This window comes from Neomelitea salexigens DSM 19753 (assembly GCF_000422345.1).
GTDB lineage: Bacteria > Pseudomonadota > Gammaproteobacteria > Pseudomonadales > Spongiibacteraceae > Spongiibacter > Spongiibacter marinus_A.
In genome coordinates, this window is sequence record NZ_AULP01000007.1 from 134,368 (window position 1) to 155,259 (window position 20,892).

18 protein-coding genes are annotated in these 20,892 nt (G+C 54.8%); 9 read left to right on the forward strand and 9 right to left on the reverse strand.

Going from position 1 to position 20,892, the window contains the following annotated elements:
• Positions 1-16: 16 nt before the first annotated feature.
• The 4 genes from H573_RS0111735 to H573_RS0111750 form a co-directional block, all read right to left on the reverse strand.
• Entirely contained in the window at positions 17-2,890 is a 2,874-nt protein-coding gene (locus H573_RS0111735) for a ribonucleoside-diphosphate reductase subunit alpha (protein ID WP_027874442.1), read from the reverse strand.
• A 392-nt stretch (positions 2,891-3,282) separates the two neighbouring features.
• Positions 3,283-4,368: an ABC transporter ATP-binding protein gene (locus tag H573_RS0111740; protein WP_027874443.1), complete on the reverse strand. Its 1,086-nt coding sequence runs from the start codon at positions 4,366-4,368 to the stop codon at positions 3,283-3,285.
• Between the two features lie 56 nt (positions 4,369-4,424).
• Complete coding sequence (gene argF / locus H573_RS0111745) at positions 4,425-5,330, reverse strand: ornithine carbamoyltransferase (protein ID WP_027874444.1); 906 nt, start codon at positions 5,328-5,330, stop codon at positions 4,425-4,427.
• A 32-nt stretch (positions 5,331-5,362) separates the two neighbouring features.
• Positions 5,363-6,553, reverse strand: a complete 1,191-nt coding sequence (locus tag H573_RS0111750) for an acetylornithine transaminase (protein WP_027874445.1) — start codon at positions 6,551-6,553, stop codon at positions 5,363-5,365.
• A 348-nt stretch (positions 6,554-6,901) separates the two neighbouring features.
• On the opposite strand from H573_RS0111750, the gene H573_RS0111755 reads away from it, so the two are divergent.
• The 5 genes from H573_RS0111755 to H573_RS0111775 all read left to right on the forward strand — a co-directional run bounded on the left by H573_RS0111755 (position 6,902) and on the right by H573_RS0111775 (position 14,554).
• Complete coding sequence (locus H573_RS0111755) at positions 6,902-9,283, forward strand: TonB-dependent receptor (RefSeq protein WP_027874446.1); 2,382 nt, start codon at positions 6,902-6,904, stop codon at positions 9,281-9,283.
• 164 nt (positions 9,284-9,447) lie between these two features.
• Positions 9,448-10,980, forward strand: coding sequence for a hydantoinase B/oxoprolinase family protein (locus H573_RS0111760; protein WP_036256632.1), 1,533 nt, complete (start codon positions 9,448-9,450; stop codon positions 10,978-10,980).
• 91 nt (positions 10,981-11,071) lie between these two features.
• Complete coding sequence (gene grxD, locus H573_RS0111765; RefSeq protein ID WP_027874448.1) at positions 11,072-11,404, forward strand: Grx4 family monothiol glutaredoxin; 333 nt, start codon at positions 11,072-11,074, stop codon at positions 11,402-11,404.
• 232 nt (positions 11,405-11,636) lie between these two features.
• Positions 11,637-13,844 (forward strand): TonB-dependent receptor family protein, encoded by a 2,208-nt coding sequence (locus tag H573_RS0111770; RefSeq protein WP_027874449.1) that lies wholly within the window; start codon positions 11,637-11,639, stop codon positions 13,842-13,844.
• Positions 13,845-14,086: 242 nt separating this feature from the next.
• Positions 14,087-14,554, forward strand: coding sequence for a hotdog fold domain-containing protein (locus H573_RS0111775; RefSeq protein WP_027874450.1), 468 nt, complete (start codon positions 14,087-14,089; stop codon positions 14,552-14,554).
• A gap of 65 nt (positions 14,555-14,619) precedes the next feature.
• Here H573_RS0111775 and bfr read toward each other — a convergent pair whose 3' ends face one another.
• Together bfr and H573_RS0111785 are read right to left on the reverse strand one after the other, a co-directional pair.
• The gene (gene bfr, locus H573_RS0111780) at positions 14,620-15,102 is read right to left on the reverse strand and encodes a bacterioferritin (protein WP_027874451.1); all 483 of its coding nucleotides are present in this window, start codon (positions 15,100-15,102) and stop codon (positions 14,620-14,622) included.
• A gap of 135 nt (positions 15,103-15,237) precedes the next feature.
• On the reverse strand, positions 15,238-15,435 hold the full coding sequence (locus H573_RS0111785; protein WP_027874452.1) for a bacterioferritin-associated ferredoxin: 198 nt from the start codon (positions 15,433-15,435) through the stop codon (positions 15,238-15,240).
• 243 nt (positions 15,436-15,678) lie between these two features.
• On the opposite strand from H573_RS0111785, the gene H573_RS0111790 reads away from it, so the two are divergent.
• Entirely contained in the window at positions 15,679-16,281 is a 603-nt protein-coding gene (locus tag H573_RS0111790; RefSeq protein ID WP_027874453.1) for a peroxiredoxin, read from the forward strand.
• A 229-nt stretch (positions 16,282-16,510) separates the two neighbouring features.
• On the opposite strand, the gene H573_RS0111795 is transcribed toward H573_RS0111790, so the two are convergent.
• From H573_RS0111795 to pyrC, 3 genes are all read right to left on the reverse strand, one after another.
• Entirely contained in the window at positions 16,511-17,095 is a 585-nt protein-coding gene (locus H573_RS0111795) for a superoxide dismutase (protein ID WP_027874454.1), read from the reverse strand.
• A gap of 112 nt (positions 17,096-17,207) precedes the next feature.
• Positions 17,208-17,834, reverse strand: a complete 627-nt coding sequence (rnt, locus tag H573_RS0111800; protein WP_027874455.1) for a ribonuclease T — start codon at positions 17,832-17,834, stop codon at positions 17,208-17,210.
• Positions 17,835-17,837: 3 nt separating this feature from the next.
• Entirely contained in the window at positions 17,838-18,872 is a 1,035-nt protein-coding gene (pyrC, locus tag H573_RS0111805; RefSeq protein ID WP_027874456.1) for a dihydroorotase, read from the reverse strand.
• 172 nt (positions 18,873-19,044) lie between these two features.
• Between pyrC and H573_RS0111810 the strand changes: the two genes are divergently transcribed.
• From H573_RS0111810 to H573_RS0111820, 3 genes are read left to right on the forward strand one after another with little or no spacing between them, the layout of a single operon-like run.
• Positions 19,045-19,548 carry a shikimate kinase gene (locus tag H573_RS0111810; protein ID WP_084498043.1) on the forward strand — a complete coding sequence of 168 codons (504 nt, stop codon included), beginning with the start codon at positions 19,045-19,047 and terminating at the stop codon, positions 19,546-19,548.
• Positions 19,549-19,558: 10 nt separating this feature from the next.
• Positions 19,559-20,056, forward strand: a complete 498-nt coding sequence (locus H573_RS0111815) for a 6-pyruvoyl trahydropterin synthase family protein (protein ID WP_036256633.1) — start codon at positions 19,559-19,561, stop codon at positions 20,054-20,056.
• Between the two features lie 27 nt (positions 20,057-20,083).
• The gene (locus tag H573_RS0111820; RefSeq protein ID WP_027874459.1) at positions 20,084-20,791 is read left to right on the forward strand and encodes an SDR family NAD(P)-dependent oxidoreductase; all 708 of its coding nucleotides are present in this window, start codon (positions 20,084-20,086) and stop codon (positions 20,789-20,791) included.
• The last annotated feature ends 101 nt before the right edge of the window (positions 20,792-20,892 follow it).

Sequence of the window (20,892 nt, forward strand, 5' to 3'; positions counted from 1 at the left end):
GGTGCTGCTAGTTCTATTACTGACAAGCTTCGCAGTCTGGATCATCCAGTGAGCAGGCTTGTGGTACGGGCGCGGCCTGTGGCGCCGATGGTGCCGCGGCGCTTGCCGATACCTTGTTCATGGAGCCTTGGCTTACCGTGGATTTCTCGGTAGAGCTGGCGGCCAGTGCACGGAGGTAGTAGGTGGTTTTGAGGCCACGGAACCACGCCATGCGGTAGGTAATGTCGAGCTTTTTGCCCGATGCACCGGCTATGTACAGGTTGAGTGACTGGGCCTGGTCCAGCCATTTCTGGCGGCGGCTTGCCGAGTCCACCAACCAGCGTGGCTCAACCTCAAAGGCGGTGGCGTACATGGCCTTCAGGTCATCGGGCACGCGGTCGATCTTCTGCAATGAGCCCTCGTAGTACTTGAGGTCGTTAACCATAACTGCGTCCCACAGGCCGCGCGCTTTCAGGTCTTTAACCAGGTGCGGGTTCACCACGGTGAATTCGCCCGACAGGTTCGATTTCACGTAGAGGTTCTGGTAGGTCGGCTCGATCGACTGCGACACACCGGTGATGTTAGCAATGGTGGCGGTTGGGGCAATGGCCATTACGTTGGAGTTACGCATGCCTTGCTTCTTAACCACGTCGCGCAGGCTGTCCCAGTCCAGAGTCTGGCTGTCGTCGACTTCGATGTAGTCGCTGCCGCGCTCTTCCACTAACAGTTTCAGCGAGTCGATGGGCAGAATGCCACGGCTCCACAGTGAGCCTTCGTAGCTCTGGTAACTGCCGCGCTCAGCGGCCAGGTCACTAGAGGCCTTAATAGCGTAGTAGCTGATCGCTTCCATAGAGCGGTCTGCAAATTCCACGGCCTCGTCTGAGGAGTAGGCGATGTGCTGTTTGTATAGCGCGTCCTGGAAGCCCATCAAACCCAGGCCCACGGGGCGGTGCTTCAGGTTAGAGTTTTCAGCCTGCGGCACACTGTAGTAGTTGATGTCGATAACGTTATCGAGCATGCGCACAGCGGTTTTGATGGTTTTTTCCAACTTGGCCAGGTTCAGCTCGCCGTCGATGATGTGCTGGGCAAGGTTGACCGAGCCGAGGTTACATACGGCAATTTCGTCTTTGTTGGTGTTGAGCGTGATCTCGGTACACAGGTTAGACGAGTGCACCACACCGGCGTGTTGCTGCGGGCTGCGCAGGTTGCAGGGGTCTTTGAAGGTGATCCAGGGGTGGCCTGTTTCAAACAGCATAGACAGGATCTTGCGCCACAGGTCAGCCGCTTTAACGCGCTTGTAGAGCTTGAGTTCACCGGTGCGGGTCATTTCTTCGTACTGTTCGAAGCGTTCCTCGAAGGCTTTGCCGTAGAGGTCGTGCAGGTCGGGCACATTGTTCGGTGAGAACAGTGTCCAATCGCCGTCTTCGAATACGCGCTTCATGAACAGGTCGGGAATCCAGTTGGCGGTGTTCATGTCGTGGGTGCGGCGGCGGTCGTCACCGGTGTTTTTACGCAGCTCGAGGAATTCCTCGATATCCATGTGCCAGGTTTCCAGGTAGGCGCACACGGCGCCTTTGCGCTTGCCGCCCTGGTTAACCGCAACGGCGGTGTCGTTGACCACTTTCAGGAAGGGAACAACGCCCTGAGATTTACCGTTGGTGCCTTTAATGTAAGCGCCCAAGCCGCGCACCGGCGTCCAGTCGTTACCCAGGCCGCCGGCGAATTTAGACAGCATGGCGTTGTCTTGAATCGCGCCGTAAATGCCGTGCAGGTCGTCGGGTACAGTGGTCAGGTAGCAGCTGGAAAGCTGAGGACGCAGTGTGCCGGCGTTAAACAGCGTGGGGGTAGAGCTCATGTAGTCGAAGGAGCTCAGCAGGTCATAGAATTCGATCGCGCGCGCGGTTTTATTCTCTTCACGCATGGCCAGGCCCATGGCAACGCGCATGAAGAAAATTTGTGGCAGCTCAATGCGCACTTCATTGCTGTGAATAAAGTAGCGGTCGTAGAGGGTTTGCAAACCGAGGTATTGGAACTGGTGGTCGCGCTCGGGCTTGATAGCAGCGCCCAGAGCGGCCATGTCGTAGTCGCGCAGCTCGGGCGACAGCAGCTCCAGCTCGACACCTTTTTCAATGTAAACCGGCAGTGCCTTGGGGTAGTAAACGGCCATGTCGTGCTGGGTCGCGCTTTCGGCCACGCCGAGGAAGCTCAGCGCTTCGGCGCGGAGTTTGTCCAGCAACAGGCGGGCAGTAACCAGGCTGTAGTTGTGCTCTTTTTCCACCATGGCGCGGGCGGCGATGACCAGCGAGGTGTTGATCTCTTTCTCGGACACGCCGTCAAACAGGCTCTTTAGCGCTTCGTCGAGCACGGCATTGGCTGAGACATCTTCTAGGCCTTCGCAGGCCTCGTTCACAATAAATTCCAAGCGACCCAGGTCCAGCGGTACTTCGCTGCCGTCAGCGCGTTTAACACGAATGCTGGGGTGGGTTTTCTCGGCCACTTCCGGGCTGTGTTGGGCGCGTTCTTCGGCGCGGGCCGCGCGGTACAGTACGTAGGCGCGAGCAATTTTGTGCTCGCCGCTGCGCATCAGGGCCAGCTCGACCTGGTCTTGAATTTCTTCAATGTGGATGGTTCCACCCGTGGGCATGCGGCGCTTGAAGGTGGCAGAAACCTGATCCGTCAGCTTGGCTACGGTTTCATGAATACGGGTCGAGGCCGCGGCATTGCCACCCTCTACAGCCAGAAACGCTTTGGTGATGGCGACACTGATTTTGTCATCGGTGTAGCTCACCACTGACCCATTGCGTTTGATAACGCGGATTTGCCCGGGTGCGGTGGCACTGAGCTCGTCTTGCTTGGGGGCGGTAGGAGGAACCGGCGCGTTGCTGGTGCTGCTATCTTGGGTGGTCTGCATGGTATTTAGGGCCCTTGCTATGCTGGTCGCGTGTTGTTGGTGTTGATGCCGCAAAAAAACGGATGTTTGCGGGGCGCTGCTTGGTTTATTTACCCGTATTCGGGCGAGTTTTTTTGTCTACAGCTTGATCTCAGGCGTTATTCAATGATAGGTGAATGTTGACGCCGCCACCCATATATGGGGTTTTTTGGAAATCGGGATACAAGATAATGCGGTTTTCGGGTGGGTGCAAGCACCATATGATGTGAATGAGCTGTGGATAAAGTGTGGGTAAGCAGGGGGTGAAATTTGCCTTGCTCGCAAGTGCCCGCCGGGCGGGCTTTAGCGCCGAGTGGCCACTAAAATTGCTGCGGCCACAGTCGCTAGACGGAATGTTTATAACAAAAAATTTTTTATGCAGCGCCGCTATGAGGCCGGGGGGCGTGCTCAAAATTTGCACCTTCCTGGGCGAAGGCGATGAGGTGTTCCAGCTCGGTGCTGATCTGTACCGTTTCGCCGAGTTGGAAGTCGCGGTGGCTGGGCAGTAAGGCTTCTACCACGCTACCGGTGGGTAAACGCAGGGTGTAGACCGTGGCGCTGCCCGAAAAGACTTTGCGCTCTACCGTTGCCCGTAGGCCGCCGAAGTCACTCAGCACGATATCGTCAGGACGTAGCAACACATCTACCGGCGTGCCGGTGGGCCAGGGATAGGCACGGTTGCCAATGAGGGCGCCGAGCTCGGTATTCACGGTGTTGGACTCGGTGCCGATCAGGCCGGGCAGGAAACAGCCTTCACCGATAAAATCGGCAACGATGCGGTTGGTTGGCTCGTGATAGAGATTAAAGGGCGTATCCCACTGCTGCAGATGACCGCCGTGCAACAGGCCAACCTGATCACTAAACGCAAAGGCTTCTTGCTGGTCGTGGGTGACCAAAATAGCGCTGATGCCCAGCTCTTTGAGAATATCCCGCACTTCCAAACTCAGTTTCTTGCGCAGTTCGGCGTCGAGGTTGGAAAAGGGCTCGTCCATTAACAACAGCTGAGGGTTGGGGGCGAGTGCGCGGGCCAGTGCAATACGCTGTTGCTGGCCACCGGATAACTCGTGTGGATAGCGTTTTTCCACGCCGTCCAGGCGAACGAGGGAGAGCAGTCGGCGGACGCGCTGCTGTTGCTCTTTATGCGACAGTTTTTTTAAGCCAAAACGAATGTTGTCGATAACATTCAGGTGGGGGAATAGGGCGTAGTCCTGAAACACCATGCCGATGTGGCGCTGTTCGGGTGGCAGCTGCATGCCGGGTTGGCTGAGGGTTTGCTCGTTGAGCAGGATCTGCCCTTTGTGAAGAGGCTGGAAACCGGCAATCGCGCGCAGGATAGTGGTTTTACCGCAGCCGCTGGGGCCCAGCAGGCTGCAAATATCACCGTTGTGGACGTGAAAACTGACGCCATTGACCACATTGTTGGTGTCGTAGCGGCAGTGAATGTCCTGAATTTTTAGCAAGGCTGCTCCTTCGCTTGCTATGCGGCGGGCCGATACGCCTCGCCGCAAGCAACAATCTACTGGGTGAGCAAAAATTCCATCAGTGCTTTCTGGGCGTGCAGACGGTTTTCTGCCTCGTCCCAGATCACGGTATCGGGGCTGTCCATCAGCTCGGCGCTAATTTCCTCGCCGCGCTTGGCGGGAAGGCAGTGCATATACAGCGCGTCAGGGTTGGCATGGGACATCAGTTCGGCATTGATCTGGTATCCCGCCAGTTTGCGACGGCGCTCGGCCTTTTCTTCTTCCTGGCCCATGGATGCCCAGACATCGGTAACCAGCAGGTCGGAGCCTTTTGCCGCTTCGGCGGGGTCGCGGATAATTTCCACGCGATCGCCAGCGGCCTCGACCAGGTCCGCGCGTGGGTCAAAGCCCTCGGGGCAGGCGATCTTCAATTTGAAGTCGAACTGGATTGCGGCATTGATATAGGACTGGCACATATTGTTGCCATCGCCAACCCAGGTGACTTGTTTGCCTTTAATGCTGCCGCGGTGCTCGACAAAGGTTTGAATGTCGGCGAGGAGCTGGCAGGGGTGGTAGTCATCGGTCAGGGCATTGATGACCGGCACTGACGAGTACTCGGCAAATTTTTCAATAATGCTGTGTTCGAAGGTGCGGATCATTACGATGTCGCACATTGACGAGATCACGCGCGCGCTGTCTTCAGTCGGCTCGCCGCGTCCCAATTGTGTATCGCGGGGTGACAGGAAGATGGCGTGGCCGCCAAATTGGGCAATGCCCGCCTCGAAAGAAATGCGCGTGCGGGTAGACGCTTTTTCAAAGATCATGCCCAGCACGTAGTTGGGAAATTGAACGCCCTGGCGGCGCTCGCGGTGCTCGGCTTTCAGCTCAATCGCCCGCGCAATAATGTGGTCGAGTTCCGCGGGGCTGAGGTCGTTAAGGGTTAAAAAGTGTCTCAAGGCCATAAGTGGCTACCTTTGCTGCATCGATTGCTGCCTTACGCGGCATCGGACTGGGCGGGCCACTGAAGGATCAGTGGACAGAGGATGTCGAGCAGCGCGTCGACTTCCTGCCGGCTAATAATAAGAGGGGGAAGCAGGCGCACGACCCGCTCTGCTGTAACGTTAATCAACAGGCCCTGATCAAGCGCCTGCTTTACCAAGCCTGCGCAAGGGGTGCTCAGTTCAATGCCGACCATCAGGCCGCGGCCGCGCACTTCGACAACATGCTGGGCATCGGCTAAACGCTCGCGCAGGCCATTCTGCAAGTAGTTGCCCACCTCGCTAACCTGGTTGCGCATTTGCTCGGTGTTAAGGGTATCTACAACCACTTGCCCGGCCGCGCAGGCCAGTGGGTTACCGCCGAAGGTCGAGCCGTGGTTGCCAGGGTGAAACAGTGACGCCGCTTTACCGTGGGCCAGACAGGCGCCAATAGGCAGGCCGTTGCCCAGGCCTTTGGCCGTAACCAGTACATCGGGCAGCACGCCATCGTGTTGGTAGGCGAAATATTTGCCGGTCCGGCCATTGCCTGTTTGTACTTCGTCGAGCATTAACAGCCAGTTGTTGCGGTCACAAAGTTCGCGCAGTTGTTTCAGGAAGCCTTCCGGTAATACGTGCAGGCCGCCTTCACCTTGGATCGGCTCCAGTAACACGGCGGCTACGCTGTCATTGTTGTTGGCAATGCTTTCCAGCGCGTCGATGTCACCGAAGGGCGCGCGAATAAAGCCGCGCACCAGCGGCTCGAAGCCCGCCTGGATTTTGCGGTTGCCGGAGGCGGTAAGCGTGGCCAGAGTCCGGCCGTGGAAGGCCTGTTCCATCACCACAACATGAGGGATGTCGATACCGCGCTGGTGGCCGTGCATACGAGCCAGTTTGATAGCCGCTTCGTTGGCTTCTGCCCCCGAGTTGGCAAAGAATACGTTGTCCATGCCGCTGGCATCGCGCAGGGATTCGGCCAGTTGCTGTTGGCGCTGCACATTGTACAAGTTGGAGGTGTGCAGCAGCTTGCCCGCTTGTTCGGTAATGGCTTGCGTAACGCCGGGGTGGGCATGGCCGAGTGCATTCACGCCAATGCCGCTGATGCCATCGATATAGCCCTTGCCCTGCTCGTCGAACAGGCGAACACCTTCACCGCGCACAAAGCTGACAGGCAGGCGGCCGTAAGTATTCATCAGTGCGGGCAATGTCATTGCAGCGTATCTCCTCTATTGGGGCCGTTGAGCGAACCCCAAAACGCAAAAGGGCAGCGCCTGCTGCCCGAGAATTAAGGGAGTAATCATATAAGGAAGCTTTTGTAAATTCCATAGCTCGGGGTAATTTGTCAATGGCGCTGGGCGATTGGTCAGCCGTGGTTTTGGGCGAAGCGGGTGCGGCTTGGATGGGGGGGAATTTATTGTTAATGTTTTACCTGAAAACATGGAGGCCGTAAAAGTGCAATACGGCAATCTCCGAGATGTTTGCTATAAGTAGATTGACTCAAAATGCTGCGCCAGTGTTTTTGGTGCCAATAATAATTGTAGTCGGGGAGACTTCTACAGATGACACACAAGTGTATGTTCAAACGATCAAAGCTTGCCCTTGCCATGTTGGCGTTGCCAGTGGCCGTTTCGGCCCAGGACAACGGCAATGTTCTGGAAGAGGTGCTGGTAACCGCGCGGAAGCAGTCGGAAACCTTGCAAGATGTGCCGTTTTCTATTGCGGCGATGACTGAAGGCAAGTTAAAGAAAAGTGGCGCGACAGATTTAGAATCGATGGCAACAAACGTGGCCGGTATATCGATTCAAAACCTGGGGCCGGGTCAGAGCCAGGTTGCCATCCGCGGGATTGCTGCCGGTAAAATTGAGCGGGACCAGCCTGGTGTTAAAGAGCAGGTTGGGGTCTACTTTGACGAGTCAGTGATCTCGATGTCGCTATTCACGCCCGACTTGGATTTCTACGACATCAATCGTGTGGAGGTGCTTAGAGGCCCCCAAGGAACCCTTTTTGGCTCAGGTTCTCTTTCAGGTACCGTGCGTTATATCAGTAACGCAGCGAATACCGATGCACTGAGCGGCTCGCTCCAGTTGGGTGGCGAAACCATCGATGAAGGCAGTGAAGGTGGCAATATTAAGGGGCATGTCAATATTCCGCTCAGTGACACCGTCGCGTTGCGCGCTGTTGGTTATGCCCAGCAATTTGGTGGCTACATCGATGCTCGACAGCCTGATGGCAGTGTCAATGAGGACGTGAATGAAGGAACGCGCAGTGGCGGCCGGCTTGCACTGAGTATTCAGCCGAGTGAGGCTTTGAATATTACGCCGAGGGTAGTTTTCCAGTCTATTGATATGGATGGCTTCAACCGCGAAGATGATTACAATATTTTGGCGAACCCTTATACCACCAGCCGGACGCCGGTACGTTTAGGCGACTACGAGCAATTCACTCAGTTGGAAGAATCCTTCGAGGACGACTTCTTGTTGGTCGACCTAACGGTTAACTACGATATCAATGACAATTTAAGTTTGACCTCTGTCAGCTCCTACACTGATCGAGATGTGCTGGTTATTCGTGATGCAACCGCGTTGAATGCCAGTGTGGTCGGGGGGAGCTTTGGTGAAGCCGAAGCTATCTACACTATTGATGCGCCGTTGTATGACGAAACAGAGGCCGAAGTTGTTACCCAAGAGCTTAGGCTTTCCGGCTTTGATGGGCCGCTACAGTGGGTTGCAGGTGTTTTTTACAGCGAAATTGAACGTCATTATGCCCAGTCGTTGCAGGTCAATGGCTTAAAGGCGAGTAATCCAAATAACGCGACCTTGCAGCAGAATACTGCGCAAAAATATGCGGCGACCGATGAACTGTATTATTCAGACATACCCTATGAACTTGAACAATATGCCGTGTTTGGTGAAATCTCTTATGACTTGAGCGATAAGACAATGCTGGTCGTTGGCGCCCGGTACTTCGACTACGAAGAGACGCGCGACCTGACCTTTGACGGCATTTATACGGCTCTGGTCGAAAATGAGGCGACTGTGTCTTCTGATGGTTGGTCGCCCCGGGTTATGTTAAGGCATGACCTGAGTGATGATGTGTCTTTAAATGCTCAGGTATCAAAAGGCTTTAGGTTGGGTGGGAATAATGACCCCCTAAATACGCCCTTGTGCAGCGCTGCGAGCAATGATGAGCAGATTTACGGTGGTAACCCAGATTTCGATGACGAGACGGTTACCAACTATGAGGTTGGTGCTAAAACACGCTTCTTAGCCGGTGCGGGTACGTTTAATATTTCAGCCTTCCATTCTGAAATAAAAGACCTCCAAGTTACCGTTGATGCTGGGAGCTGCTCGTCTCGCTTGGTGTATAACGCGCCAGAAGCCCACAGTACGGGCCTTGAGATGGAAATGTCGGTGCGCCCGAGCAGTAACTTTGAACTGGGCTTTTCTGCGAGTTATGTTCATGCGGAACTGGACTCCGATGTGGAATCTGAAGGCAGCATCAAAACAGTTGTAGGCGGGAATGACGGTGACAAGTTGCCGACTGCCCCAGGGTACGAGCTGGCGCTTTCAGCGACTTACTATTTCCCCGTATTTGAAACGTGGGAGGGCTACTTCAATGCGACCTATCAAAATGTCGGGGCGCGCTATACGAAAATTTCTGATCAATCTAACGGCTCTAAAGGAGTTGTGCAGTTGGATGCCGTGGGCGGTCCGTTGACACAGTCGACGTATGAATATGATCGCGAGCAGGGTGGTTATCAGCGCGTGAACTTGCGGTTGGGAGCTCAGAATGACCAGTGGGATACGGCGTTGTTCGTGAATAACGCGACGAATGAAAAAGCCGAGCTATCGCTGGATACGGAGCGCGGCGGTCGTGGTCGCGTGGGTCACCACGTCAATCAACCACGCACCATAGGCGTAAGCGCGCGCTATAACTTCTAGGTAGTCATCGACTGACGCATAATCCACTCAACGGCCCTTCGGGGCCGTTTTTGTTTGTCAGTTATCTAACGTGGTGTCTTAGCGGTTGGCGGGTGGTGTTTACTTGGCCTATTGCATAACCATTGGGGATAATAGTGTTTTGCTAGCCCTAACAGGATGATGGTATGACTCAAACCGCCCAGCTCGACCCCGTGAAACTCGGGCTCTTTGTAAGCCGCTTAGAAGCGGTGTGCGAGGAAATGGGGGCGGTACTGCAGCGGGCGGCTTTTTCGCCCAATATCAAAGACCGGCTCGATTTTTCCTGCGCCATTTTTGATGCCGGCGGTGCGCTGTGTGCACAAGCTGCGCATATTCCCGTTCACCTCGGCAGTATGGCCTATGCGATGGCAGATATTGTCGGCGCCTGCGACTGGTCAGAAGGCGATATGTTGGTGCTGAATGACCCGTTTCTTGGCGGTACTCACCTGCCCGATGTCACGGTAATTGCGCCGTATTTTTTGCACGGCGAGTTGCTGGCATTTGTTGTGAACCGGGCCCACCACGCGGATATTGGCGGCGCAACGCCGGGCTCGATGCCCTTGTCAAAAAGCCTGGATGAAGAGGGGGTAGTGATCCCACCGACGCTGTTGCAGCGCAATGGTGTTGTTCAGCGACACCTGCTGGACGAATGGTTTGGCGAGGGTGAGCACGGCGACTTTGTCGCCCAGCTTAGTGCGAATCGCTGTGGCCTGACGCGCTTAGCCGAGGTTGTCGAAGCGTTGCCGCTGCCGTTTCCTGCGGCCGTCGCCCAGTTGCAGGCGTATGCCGAGCAGTTGGCTACATCCCGCTTGAACGAATTACCGGCCGGGGAGTACCGTTTTCAAGACCTTATGGACGATGATGGCTTTGGTCAGAAAAACTTACCGATTGAGGTGTTGTTGTCCCTGGGTGGCGGTCAGGCGACGGTGGACTTCACCGGCACCGCTGAACAAGTGCCGGGCAATATTAACTGTCCGCGGTCGGTGGCTGCGGCGGCGGTGTATTACGCGTTTCGATGTCTGATGCCCAATGAGGCGCCGGTATGCGCGGGCTTGTTCCGTCCCATTCGTCTTCGTGTTCCCGAAGGTTGCCTGCTGAATGCACGGCGGCCGGCGGCTGTGGCGGCGGGCAATGTGGAAACCTCTATGCGCGCGTGCGACGCGGTATTGGGCGCGCTCGCGCAGGCTCTGCCGGAGCGTATTCCCGCCGCGGCGCACGGCAGCATGAACAATGTGGCGATGGGCTCGTTAGAGGGCGAGCCCTGGCACTACTATGAAACCCTGGCGGGGGGGAGCGGCGGTCATGCCGAGGGAGCTGGACTGAGTGGTGTGCAGTGCCATATGACCAATACGCTGAACACCCCGGTGGAGAGCCTGGAAATGCACTACCCGTTGCGCATTCGCCAATACAGCGTGCGCCGCGGCAGCGGTGGCGGCGGGCGGCATTGCGGAGGCGACGGCCTGGTGCGCGAGTTTGAATTCCTGGCGACCGCGCGCTTTACCTTGCTTACCGAGCGCCGCTATGTCGCGCCCTGGGGCTTGCAAGGGGGGGACGCGGGTCGCTGCGGGGAAAACAGCCTGAATGGCGAGCGCTTACCAGCAAAAGTAAGTGCGCTGGCAAAGCCCGGTGACCGCTTGCGCATTGCCACGCCCGGCGGGGGTGGCTGGGGGCAGGCATGACTTTTCGCGCCGGGAATTGTTAGAATAGCGCTCTGAAATGGTCCGGGCTTTTACTCATCGGTTTGCCGGACGCCGATACGGCAGGTACTCAATGGATACGATCGACGCAATTAAACAGCAAATCGAAAACAACCCCATCATTATCTATATGAAGGGTTCCCCCAATCAGCCTCAGTGTGGCTTCTCTGCACGCGCCTCTCAGGCACTGATGGGTTGTGGCGAGCGATTCGCCTTTGTGGATATTTTGTCTAACCCCGATATTCGCGCAAAACTGCCTGAGTACGCTAACTGGCCGACCTTCCCTCAGCTGTGGGTTAAGGGCGAGCTGATTGGCGGCTGCGACATCATTTGTGAAATGTATGAGAGCGGTGAGCTGAAAACGTTGCTGACAGAAACCTCAGCTGGCGAGGCCGCCGAAGGTTAATACCTTTTCCTTTTGGCTTGCAAGCACGCCTCTTGAAAACCCGGCCTCAGCGCCGGGTTTTTTTATGGGTATTTGCAGGCCCGCCAGACTCGGGGAATAAGTTTTTGATACTGGTAATGAGAATGCTTTTTATTTGAGTTATTGCTTGCTATTATCCATCGCGAATTAGAGTCTGCTAGGCCCACAGAGAGGGGCGGGCAGCATTGCCTATCGAGATTGGAGATACACCGAAATGAAAAAAACGGCGCTAGCAATAGCAATAACGACCGTACCGATGATGGCAGTTGGTGAGGTTATTGACACTAAGGTCAACAGTAATGATCAAAGTGTGGCACGCGAAAACCTCAAAATAGAGCATGTGTCTATTATCGGTGAGCGCGTCGAAAAAGTAGCGGGCTCGGCATATGTGGTGGATGAGCTAGAGCTAGAAAAGTTTGAGTACTCCGATATACACCGCATGGTGAAACAGGTTCCAGGTGTCTATTTCCAGGAAGAAGATGGTTACGGTCTGCGCGCCAACATCGGTATTCGCGGCTCAGGTAGTGGTCGCAGTGGAAAAGTCACTCTCATGGAAGACGGCGTTTTGATCGCTCCCGCTCCCTATGCGGCTCCCGAAGCCTATTACTTTCCTACCAGCGGCAGAATGTCGGCTATCGAGGTTCTCAAGGGCCCAGAACTGCTCAGGTATGGTCCTTTCACTGTGGGTGGGGCGATCAATCTAATTTCAACACCGATTCCTGAAGAAGCTGAAGGCTTTGTTAACGTTGAAATTGGTGAAAACAGTGCGCAGAAGTCCCATGTCCATTACGGGGCGACGCAGGGCCAGTGGGGCTTCCTTCTCGAAAGCTATCAAGAAGAAACACTCGGTTTCAAAGACATCGATCGTTCCAATCGTGACACGGGCTACGATAAAGAAGATTATGTCGCCAAACTGCGTTGGCGCAGTGCTGAAGGGGCCGAGCACCCGCAGCAGCTTGATCTAAAGCTGAACTATACGGAAGAGCAGTCGAACGCGACATATTTAGGGGTGACTGACCAACAGTTTAAGCGAGACCCTTTCCGTCGCTACGGGCTTACCGAACAGGATCAAATGAATACCCGCCAATCGGGTATATCTATCAACTACAACATTGCGTTGAGTGACTCTGTAGCACTGAACAGCATTGTATACCGCAATAATTTCGAGCGAAGCTGGTTCAAGTTAGATAGCGTTGGGGGGGACAGCATATCCTCGCTGATAAGCAAGGCGAATGCTGGTGATGCTGCAGCCATTGGTATTTTGGAAGGTAGCCTGGACGCGGCCGACGTGCGCGTAAAAGATAATGCACGAGAGTACTTTGGGCGCGGTATTCAGATCGAGCTGACCGGTCAATCTGAGGCAATGGGTGTTAGTCATGACTGGGTGATGGGCATTCGTCGTCACGAGGACGAGGTTGACCGTTTCCAACCGACGACGGTCTTTAATCAAGTCAATGGTAGCTTGCAGTTTGACTCTATTATCCAGCCAAGCTCTAGCAACAACCGGGTAGGTGAGGCGGAAACGCTGTCTCTGTGGTTCGTTGATCGCATTACAATGGGTGATTTTGATGTGACGGCGTCAATTAGACGTGAGGATATTGATACTAAACAAACGCGTTACGGCGATATCCAGCGCGCAACCGTTGCCAGCCGCCGTGACAATTCTGTCGATGAGATCATGGCGGGCGTGGGTGTGACCTATAACTTGGCTGGCGATTGGCAGATTTTGGCGGGTGTTCACGAAGGCTTTGCCCCTCCGGGAGGTGGCGCAAGCCGAGGCACTGGCGCAGAGGAAAGTGTGAACTACGAGTTTGGTGCCCGCTACCGCTCAGACCGTTTTTCTGCGGATGTGATTGCATTTTTCAGCGACTATGAAAATACCGTTAATAATTGTTCGGTTGCTAACCCATGCAGCAACGGCGCTAATTCAGGAACCGAGAGCTTTGGTGAGTCAGAAATTCAGGGCTTAGAGGTTAGTTTGCGCAGCGTGCTTGCGGAAGTGCGAGGCATTCAAGTTCCTCTGACGATGGCATATACCTACACTGATGCAGAAGTTACTCAGGATTCTGATACAGGCAGTGTTCTGAAGGGGGATAACCTTCCCTACCTACCTGAAAATGTATTGAACATCAGCGTGGGTGTCGAGGCAGAGGATGGCAAGAAAGCTTACCTGTCGGCAAGCTATGTTGATGAGATGTGTGTCGATAACCAATGTAATCGAAATGTCGATCAGCGATATCGCAGCACTGAGGACTATGTAACGGTTGATTTGGCTGCCAGTATGCCCATCGCGCAGGGTGTTGAGGTTTACACTCGGATCGACAACCTGCTCGACGAGCAAGCCATCGTCGCGCGCAGCCCAGCTGGAGCTAGAGTCAACTTGCCACGCACTGCTTATGCGGGTATCCGCGTAAACTTCTGATCGCTCAAAGAGTGTGGATAAGTTTGCCGCGACAAGGAGAGCCTTGTCGCGGCATTTTTATTTGTGCGTTGAATTTGGGAGAGGGCGGATTCATCTTCGATATTGCGTTGGCTTCATCGCGGGAGTTTGTAGGTTCGTGTCAGAAAAACCTTGGCTTTAAATACAAAGCGGATAGGCGCCTAAGTCAATGGTTTGCAATAGCCGCGGTGCTAGTCTGATGGCCTTGTTTTGGAGGCAGTATTATGAATTCTGTATTGAAAATGTGGCGTAAGTTGTCAGCGTATCCCGGTGGCAAGCTGGCTTTTTCTAAAGCGATTTGCCTAAAAGCGCCTTACTTCTCTACGATCTCTCCGCGTTTTGAAGAGCTGGGCGTTGGGTTTGGCGTTGTGCGTATTCGTGAGCGTCGCTCTATTCACAATCACATTGGTACGGTTCATGCGATCGCGCTTTGTAACCTGGCAGAGGTCGTTGGTGGCATCACCGCAGAGGTCTCCATGCCTAAGGGCATGCGTTGGATCCCCGCCGGAATGACGGTGCGTTATTTAAAGCCTGCAAAAGGCGTGTTGCGCGGCTATGCGAGTATGCGAGAAATAAAAGTGGGTGAAAAAGGCGAAGTACCTGTGCAGGTCGAGGTAAAAGAAGAAGATGGTACGGTCGTATTCACCGCTGAGATCGGCATGCATGTGTCGCCGGTGAAGCCGAAGAGTTAACGCGCAAAAAAAACCCACTCCAATAAGGAGCGGGCCCTTCTTTCTGTGCGGTGTGAGTTGGCGGCTTATGAGTCGCCAAGACCGCCCATAACGGACTGCTGGTAGTTTTGGATGCCCACTTTTTCGATAAGGCCCAGTTGCGTTTCCAGCCAGTCGATATGCTCTTCCTCAGACTCCAAAATTTCCTCAAGCAGCTCCCGGCTGCCGAAGTCACCCACTGATTCGCAGTATTTAATACCTTCTTTCAGGTCCGGTACGGCTTTCAGCTCCAGGCTGAGGTCGCACTCGAGCATTTCCTTGGTATTTTCGCCGATCATCAGCTTGCCGAGGTCTTGCAGGTTGGGAATGCCTTCCAAAAATAAAATACGCTTGATTAGCTTGTCAGCGTGTTTCATTTCGTCGATAGATTCATGGTATTCGTGCTCGCCGAGCTCTTTCAGGCCCCAGTCTTCGTACATGCGCGCATGCAGAAAGTACTGGTTGATGGCGACCAGTTCGTTGCCAAGTGCCTTATTAAGATGGGCGATAACCTGAGCGTCACCTTTCATTGCTATGTCCTTAATTAACGTGGCGTATGAATAGCCAATAGTGTGGACGCGCTATGGGGGTGAGTCAAGCTAAGTTGTTGATTTTAAATGGTATGTTAGAAGGGTAAAGCCAATCGTTCTCAATTACTTTTCGCCTTAGGCAACGGCGTAACAGAGGGATTCGTCATAGTTGCTGAGATGGGCGTCAAAGACGCTGCGAGCCAGGGAACCACATTTTCCGCACTGGCTGGCGAGGTCAAGTTCACGGCGCAATTCACGGAAGCTGCTGGTGCCATTGTCCATCGCTTCTCGAATTTGTGTATCGGTAATGCCTTTGCAGAGACAAACGTACATGTTGCTGGAACCTGTGTGGTGTCGTTGTGTTCAGGATTCTAAAGTTAATGAAAATGAGAATGCTTGTCAATTGTCTTTTTGAGCATTCGGTATTTTTTGTCGGTATTGTCATAGTTGCAGGCTATGGGGGCGATTAGAATTTTCAATGGGATTGGTTTGTGACGGCGTGTATGATTGCCGGTCTACTCCTTTTTAAGAGTGCGTGATTGCACTGTCTAATGAAAACAACCGGAGGTAAACATCATGGGTGTACTCGTAGGTAAACCAGCTCCTGACTTCACATGTGCGGCAGTACTTGGCAACGGCGAGATCGTTGATGAGTTCACGCTTAGCGAAGCGGCTAAAGGCAAATATGCGGTTCTGTTCTTCTACCCGCTGGATTTCACCTTTGTCTGCCCTTCAGAGCTGATCGCTCTGGATCACCGCATGGACAAATTCCGCGAGCTGGGTGTTGAGGTGATCAGTGTATCGATCGACTCTCAATTCACTCACAACGCTTGGCGCAACACTGCCATCAAAGATGGCGGCATCGGTCCTGTAACCTACACCATGGCTGCTGACGTGCGTCACGACATTTGCCGTGCATATGACGTCGAAGCTGAAGGTGGCGTGGCATTCCGCGGCGCGTTCCTGATCGACAAAGAAGGCATGGTTCGCTCTCAGCTGGTTAACGACCTTCCTCTCGGCCGTAACGTCGATGAGCTGGTGCGTTTGGTTGAGGCACTGCAATTCCACGAAGAGCACGGTGAAGTTTGCCCTGCTGGCTGGAATAAAGGCGACAAAGGTATGGACGCATCACCGACTGGTGTAGCGGCTTACCTGTCAGAGAACTCTGACAAGCTGTAATACGGCGACTCTGCGGCGCGAGCCGCAAGCTCCTAAAAAAGCCCGATGACCGCAAGGTGATCGGGCTTTTTTGTGGGTGACTGTCCTGGTGACGAGGGTGTAAGCGCGTATACAGAACCCCCGCGCTAAACGCGGTTGTGGCGACGTAGTCGTGAGGTGAGGGGGCGCGGGAGGCAGATACAAAAAACCCCACCGAAGTGGGGTTTCGCAACACGCTGTGTCGCGGGGATTAGGCTGCGAAGTTAGCGGCAGCAAATTCCCAGTTCACCAAGTTCCAGAAGCCTTCAAGGTACTTGGGACGCGCATTGCGGTAGTCGATGTAGTAGGCGTGCTCCCAAACATCGGCGGTGAACAATGGCGTTTGACCGTCGCGAGCGATAGGTGTGTCAGCGTCGTCGGTGTTAACGATTTCGAGGCTGCCATCGCTGTTTTTTACCAGCCAGGTCCAGCCAGAGCCGAAGTTGCCGACCGCGCTGGCGTTGAAAGCGGCTTTGAACTCGTCGAAGGAGCCAAACTTAGCGTCGATGGCTGCTGCCAGCTCGCCAGTTGGTGCGCCGCCGCCGTTGGGGCTCAGGCTGTTCCAGTAGAAAGTGTGGTTCCAAACCTGGGCTGCTTGGTTGAACAGGCCGCCACTTGCCGATTTGATGATTTCTTCCAGTGACTTGCCTTCGTTGTCGGTACCGGCCGTCAGTTCGTTCAGCTTGGTCACGTAGGCGTTGTGGTGTTTGCCGTGGTGAAAGTCCAGGGTCTCCGCTGAAATGTGGGGCTCAAGTGCGTTTTTGTCGTAAGGCAGTGCAGGTAATTCAAAAGCCATGTGGGTCTCTCCTGACGTTTAGTGGGTGTTTACGGTGTCGAGGGCGTATTTTCGCCCGCGTTATCTCTACGGTGTTGGACGCCGATCTGTGCCGGAGTTCCAATAACTTAATTTATGTCCAGCGCCAGCCGCCAAGGTCTTGCCAGCGGTTAACGATCTGGCAAAACAATTCTGCGGTCTTTTCCGCATCGTACGCGGCGCTGTGCGCTTCATTGTTGTCAAACTCAATATCGGCCAGTTGGCAGGCCCGGGCCAGTACTGTGTGTCCGTATGCCAGGCCTGACAAGCTAGCCGTATCCATCACCGAAAACGGGTGGAAGGGGTTGCGTTTTATGCCGCAGCGGTTAATCGCGGCCATTACAAACCCCAGGTCAAAGTGGGCATTGTGTCCTACCAGTACTGCGCGTGTGCAGTCGTGGGCTTTGACTTGCTGACGGATTTTCTTCAGCAGCTCGCCCATCACGGTGACTTCTTTCTCGGCTTGTCGGTCAGGGTGATGGGGGTCGATACCGGTAAATTCAAGGGCTGCGGCTTCTAAATTCGCGCCCTCGAAGGGTTCGATGTTGTAGCTGAGTGTCTCATCGGGTTCGAGGTTGCCGGCGTCATCCATTCTCAATAGGGTGGCAGCAATTTCCAAAATACCGTCGGTGTGACAATTGAAACCGCCGGTTTCAACGTCAATGACCACTGGCAGGAATCCCCGAAATCGCTGTGCAATCAAGCTTTTATCGCCATTCATTGCTTAAGCTACCTGCCAGCGCAGGGTTTCTCCGGCGCGGAGCGGACGTACCGTGTCTTCCCCCAATGGCAGCGCCTCAGGGGCTTGCCAGTCGGCTTTTTGTAAGGTGATTTGATCCTGGTTGCGGGGTAGACCATAGAAGTCCGGGCCGTGGAAGCTTGCGAAGGCCTCTAGTTTGTCCAGTGCACCGGCTGCCTCGAACGCTTCCGCGTACATCTCTATGGCCGCGTAGGCGGTATAGCAACCGGCACAGCCGCAATCGGCCTCTTTGCGATGGCGGCCGTGGGGGGCGGAGTCGGTGCCAAGGAAAAATTTCGGGCTGCCCGAGGTTGCCGCCGCAATAAGCGCCTGTTGGTGGCGGTTGCGCTTCAAAATGGGCAAGCAGTAATAGTGCGGGCGAATGCCGCCGGCAAGCATGTCGTTGCGATTGTAAAGCAAGTGGTGGGCAGTGATTGTTGCGGCGACGTTCTCGCCGGCATTGGCGACGAATTCGGCGGCATCTGCAGTGGTAATGTGCTCCAGAACGACTTTCAGCGAGGGAAAGGCGGCGACAATACGTTTGAGGTGGCGCTCTATAAATTCTGCTTCGCGGTCGAAGATGTCGATATCGGCATCGGTGACTTCGCCATGGACCAGCAGTGGCATACCCTGCTTCGCCATTTCATCCAGCACCGGCCACAGGCCATCGACGTCGGTGACGCCAGCGTCGGAGTTGGTTGTGGCGCCCGCGGGATATAGCTTCGCCGCATAAACCAGACCAGATGCCTTGGCTTCGGCAATATCGGCCGGCTGGGTGCGGTCTGTAAGGTAGAGCACCATTAGCGGGGTGAAGCTCGCTCGCTCGGCCGGTATCGCTGCGAGAATGCGCTCGTGATAGGCGCGTGCTTCATCGAGCTTGCGAACCGGCGGGGTAAGATTCGGCATCACAATGGCGCGGCCAAAATAGCGGCTCGCGTCACTTACTGTCTGTGTCAGGGCATCGCCATCGCGCAGGTGGATATGCCAATCATCGGGGCGGGTAATTTGCAGGGTTTGCATGCTTGAGCCTGTGCTGTGTAGAGCCGAAATGCTACAGGATTCAGGGGCTTGATTAAAGTCACGGTGGGGTAACAGCGCTTTGTTTTGCGTGTACTTCGCGCTCTGTGGCACTCTAGATAGCAGATTAGTAGCGGTAGCGAGTTCAGTGATCAATTCCCTTAGTCTTATTGGTATGCCTGCCTGTGGTAAGTCCACGCTCGGGCGGCATCTAGCCCGGCGTACGGGATTGAGGTTTGTTGATGGTGATCGGCTTATTGAGGAGCGCGAAGGCAAGACACTGGCGCAGCTGCTAGCGCAAAGAGGGTATCTAGGACTGCGTGAAGCCGAGGAGCGTGCATTATTAGCGGAGGATTTTTCCGGGGTGGTGCTCGCAACCGGCGGAAGTGCCGTATACAGCCAGCCAGTGATGGACAAACTGCACCGCCTGGGGCCCGTAGTGTTTATTGACGTGACGGAGAGCGAGCTGGCCAAGCGGCTGGGTAATTTTGCCGAGCGCGGCGTTGCCTGTGCACCCGGAACGGATTTATCGGCCCTGTACGCCGAGCGCCAGCCTTTATACGAGCGCGAGGCCGATGTGCGGGTGGCGGCGCTGGGCCGGGGCGAGCAGCAGTTGATGGAAGAAATTTTGCTGGCAGTGGCCGAATGGCAACAACGCCAGAGCGACACCGAAGAATAAGGAGGGGCTGATGCCCATCAAGCGACATACCTGTATTGAAATATGCAAGGAAGATCTGAAATTTTCCGGCGCCCATTTTACTATTTTTTCGGCGACGGACCGCGAGCGGCTACACGGTCATAATTTTCGGGTTAGTCTCGACCTGACCGCGGAGGTGGGCGAGGACGGTATGTGCTTTAGCTACGTGGAGATTAAAAAACGTCTGCGCAAGCTGTGCGCAGAGTTGGACGAGTACACACTGCTGCCCGCGCAGTCCCCGTATATGCGGGTCGAGGAACAGGGTAAGTACTACCGCGCCGAGTTTAACGGCGAGGAATTGTTGTTTTTAAAGGCCGACACCTTGCTACTGCCGCTGCGCAACACCACGGTTGAAGAGTTTGCTCGCTACGTACTGGAGCGCCTGCTCGACGATGCACCGTTCATTGATGGCAACGAAATCAGTGAGTTGGTGATGAAGGTTTCCTCAGGCCCCGGTCAGTGGGGCTCCGCAAGCTGGACTCGCGATTGATTCGACGACTGTTAATGGAAAAGTATTGTGAATAAATTAGTAGTAATCAGTGGTGGAAGCCAGGGCATAGGTCGCGCGACAGTGGAGCGCTTTTTGGCGGAGGGTTACCGGGTAATCAACCTGTCACGGCGGTCGCTGGACATTGAGGGTGTTCTCCAGTTGTCGGTGGACATGGGGCGCATCGATTGGCTAGAGGGTATGGCCGCGGAGGCGCTGAGTATTGCTGCAGAAAGTGCCGATGAAATCGTGCTGATCCACAATGCGGCGCGGCAGGATAGTGATACCGTTGCCACGCTTGCAGCCGAGGATTTTGCCGCCGTACTGCAGATCAATTTGGTCGCCCCGCAGCAGCTTAATGCCGTGCTGATTCCCTACATGAAACCGGGGTCCTCGATTTTGTATGTGGGGTCAACCCTCGCTGAAAAAGCCGTGCGTGGCTGTGCTTCCTACGTAGCCAGTAAACATGGTCTAGTGGGACTGATGCGAGCAACGGTGCAGGACTTGGCTGGCACCGGTATCCACAGTGCCTGTGTTTGCCCCGGCTTTACCGATACCGCCATGCTGCGCGGGCACATCAACAACGACCCAGAGGTGATCGCCGCAATCACCGCGAATGTGTCGGCTGGGCGTCTGATAGAACCGCAAGAAATCGCCGATACCTTGTATTTTTGTGCGCGCTCTCCAGTGATTAGTGGCGCGGTAATCCATGCCAATCTCGGCCAAATAGAGCACTAGCATCCTCCGCCCGCAGTAAATTTTACTGCGGCACTTTCCCCCCGTTTTTACGGTCTACACTAGTTGTAGGCCGAATGTTTTCCTCAGCACTCTATTGGCAT

What these genes read in the sequence shown, in the direction of transcription:
- H573_RS0111735 (WP_027874442.1), bottom strand. Translation starts at nt 2,890, where the DNA reads ATGCAGACCACCCAAGATAGCAGCACCAGCAACGCGCCGGTTCCTCCT.
- argF (WP_027874444.1), bottom strand. Translation starts at nt 5,330, where the DNA reads ATGGCCTTGAGACACTTTTTAACCCTTAACGACCTCAGCCCCGCGGAA.
- H573_RS0111750 (WP_027874445.1), bottom strand. Translation starts at nt 6,553, where the DNA reads ATGACATTGCCCGCACTGATGAATACTTACGGCCGCCTGCCTGTCAGC.
- H573_RS0111755 (WP_027874446.1), top strand. Translation starts at nt 6,902, where the DNA reads ATGACACACAAGTGTATGTTCAAACGATCAAAGCTTGCCCTTGCCATG.
- H573_RS0111760 (WP_036256632.1), top strand. Translation starts at nt 9,448, where the DNA reads ATGACTCAAACCGCCCAGCTCGACCCCGTGAAACTCGGGCTCTTTGTA.
- grxD (WP_027874448.1), top strand. Translation starts at nt 11,072, where the DNA reads ATGGATACGATCGACGCAATTAAACAGCAAATCGAAAACAACCCCATC.
- H573_RS0111770 (WP_027874449.1), top strand. Translation starts at nt 11,637, where the DNA reads ATGAAAAAAACGGCGCTAGCAATAGCAATAACGACCGTACCGATGATG.
- H573_RS0111775 (WP_027874450.1), top strand. Translation starts at nt 14,087, where the DNA reads ATGAATTCTGTATTGAAAATGTGGCGTAAGTTGTCAGCGTATCCCGGT.
- bfr (WP_027874451.1), bottom strand. Translation starts at nt 15,102, where the DNA reads ATGAAAGGTGACGCTCAGGTTATCGCCCATCTTAATAAGGCACTTGGC.
- H573_RS0111785 (WP_027874452.1), bottom strand. Translation starts at nt 15,435, where the DNA reads ATGTACGTTTGTCTCTGCAAAGGCATTACCGATACACAAATTCGAGAA.
- H573_RS0111790 (WP_027874453.1), top strand. Translation starts at nt 15,679, where the DNA reads ATGGGTGTACTCGTAGGTAAACCAGCTCCTGACTTCACATGTGCGGCA.
- H573_RS0111795 (WP_027874454.1), bottom strand. Translation starts at nt 17,095, where the DNA reads ATGGCTTTTGAATTACCTGCACTGCCTTACGACAAAAACGCACTTGAG.
- rnt (WP_027874455.1), bottom strand. Translation starts at nt 17,834, where the DNA reads ATGAATGGCGATAAAAGCTTGATTGCACAGCGATTTCGGGGATTCCTG.
- pyrC (WP_027874456.1), bottom strand. Translation starts at nt 18,872, where the DNA reads ATGCAAACCCTGCAAATTACCCGCCCCGATGATTGGCATATCCACCTG.
- H573_RS0111810 (WP_084498043.1), top strand. Translation starts at nt 19,045, where the DNA reads ATGCCTGCCTGTGGTAAGTCCACGCTCGGGCGGCATCTAGCCCGGCGT.
- H573_RS0111815 (WP_036256633.1), top strand. Translation starts at nt 19,559, where the DNA reads ATGCCCATCAAGCGACATACCTGTATTGAAATATGCAAGGAAGATCTG.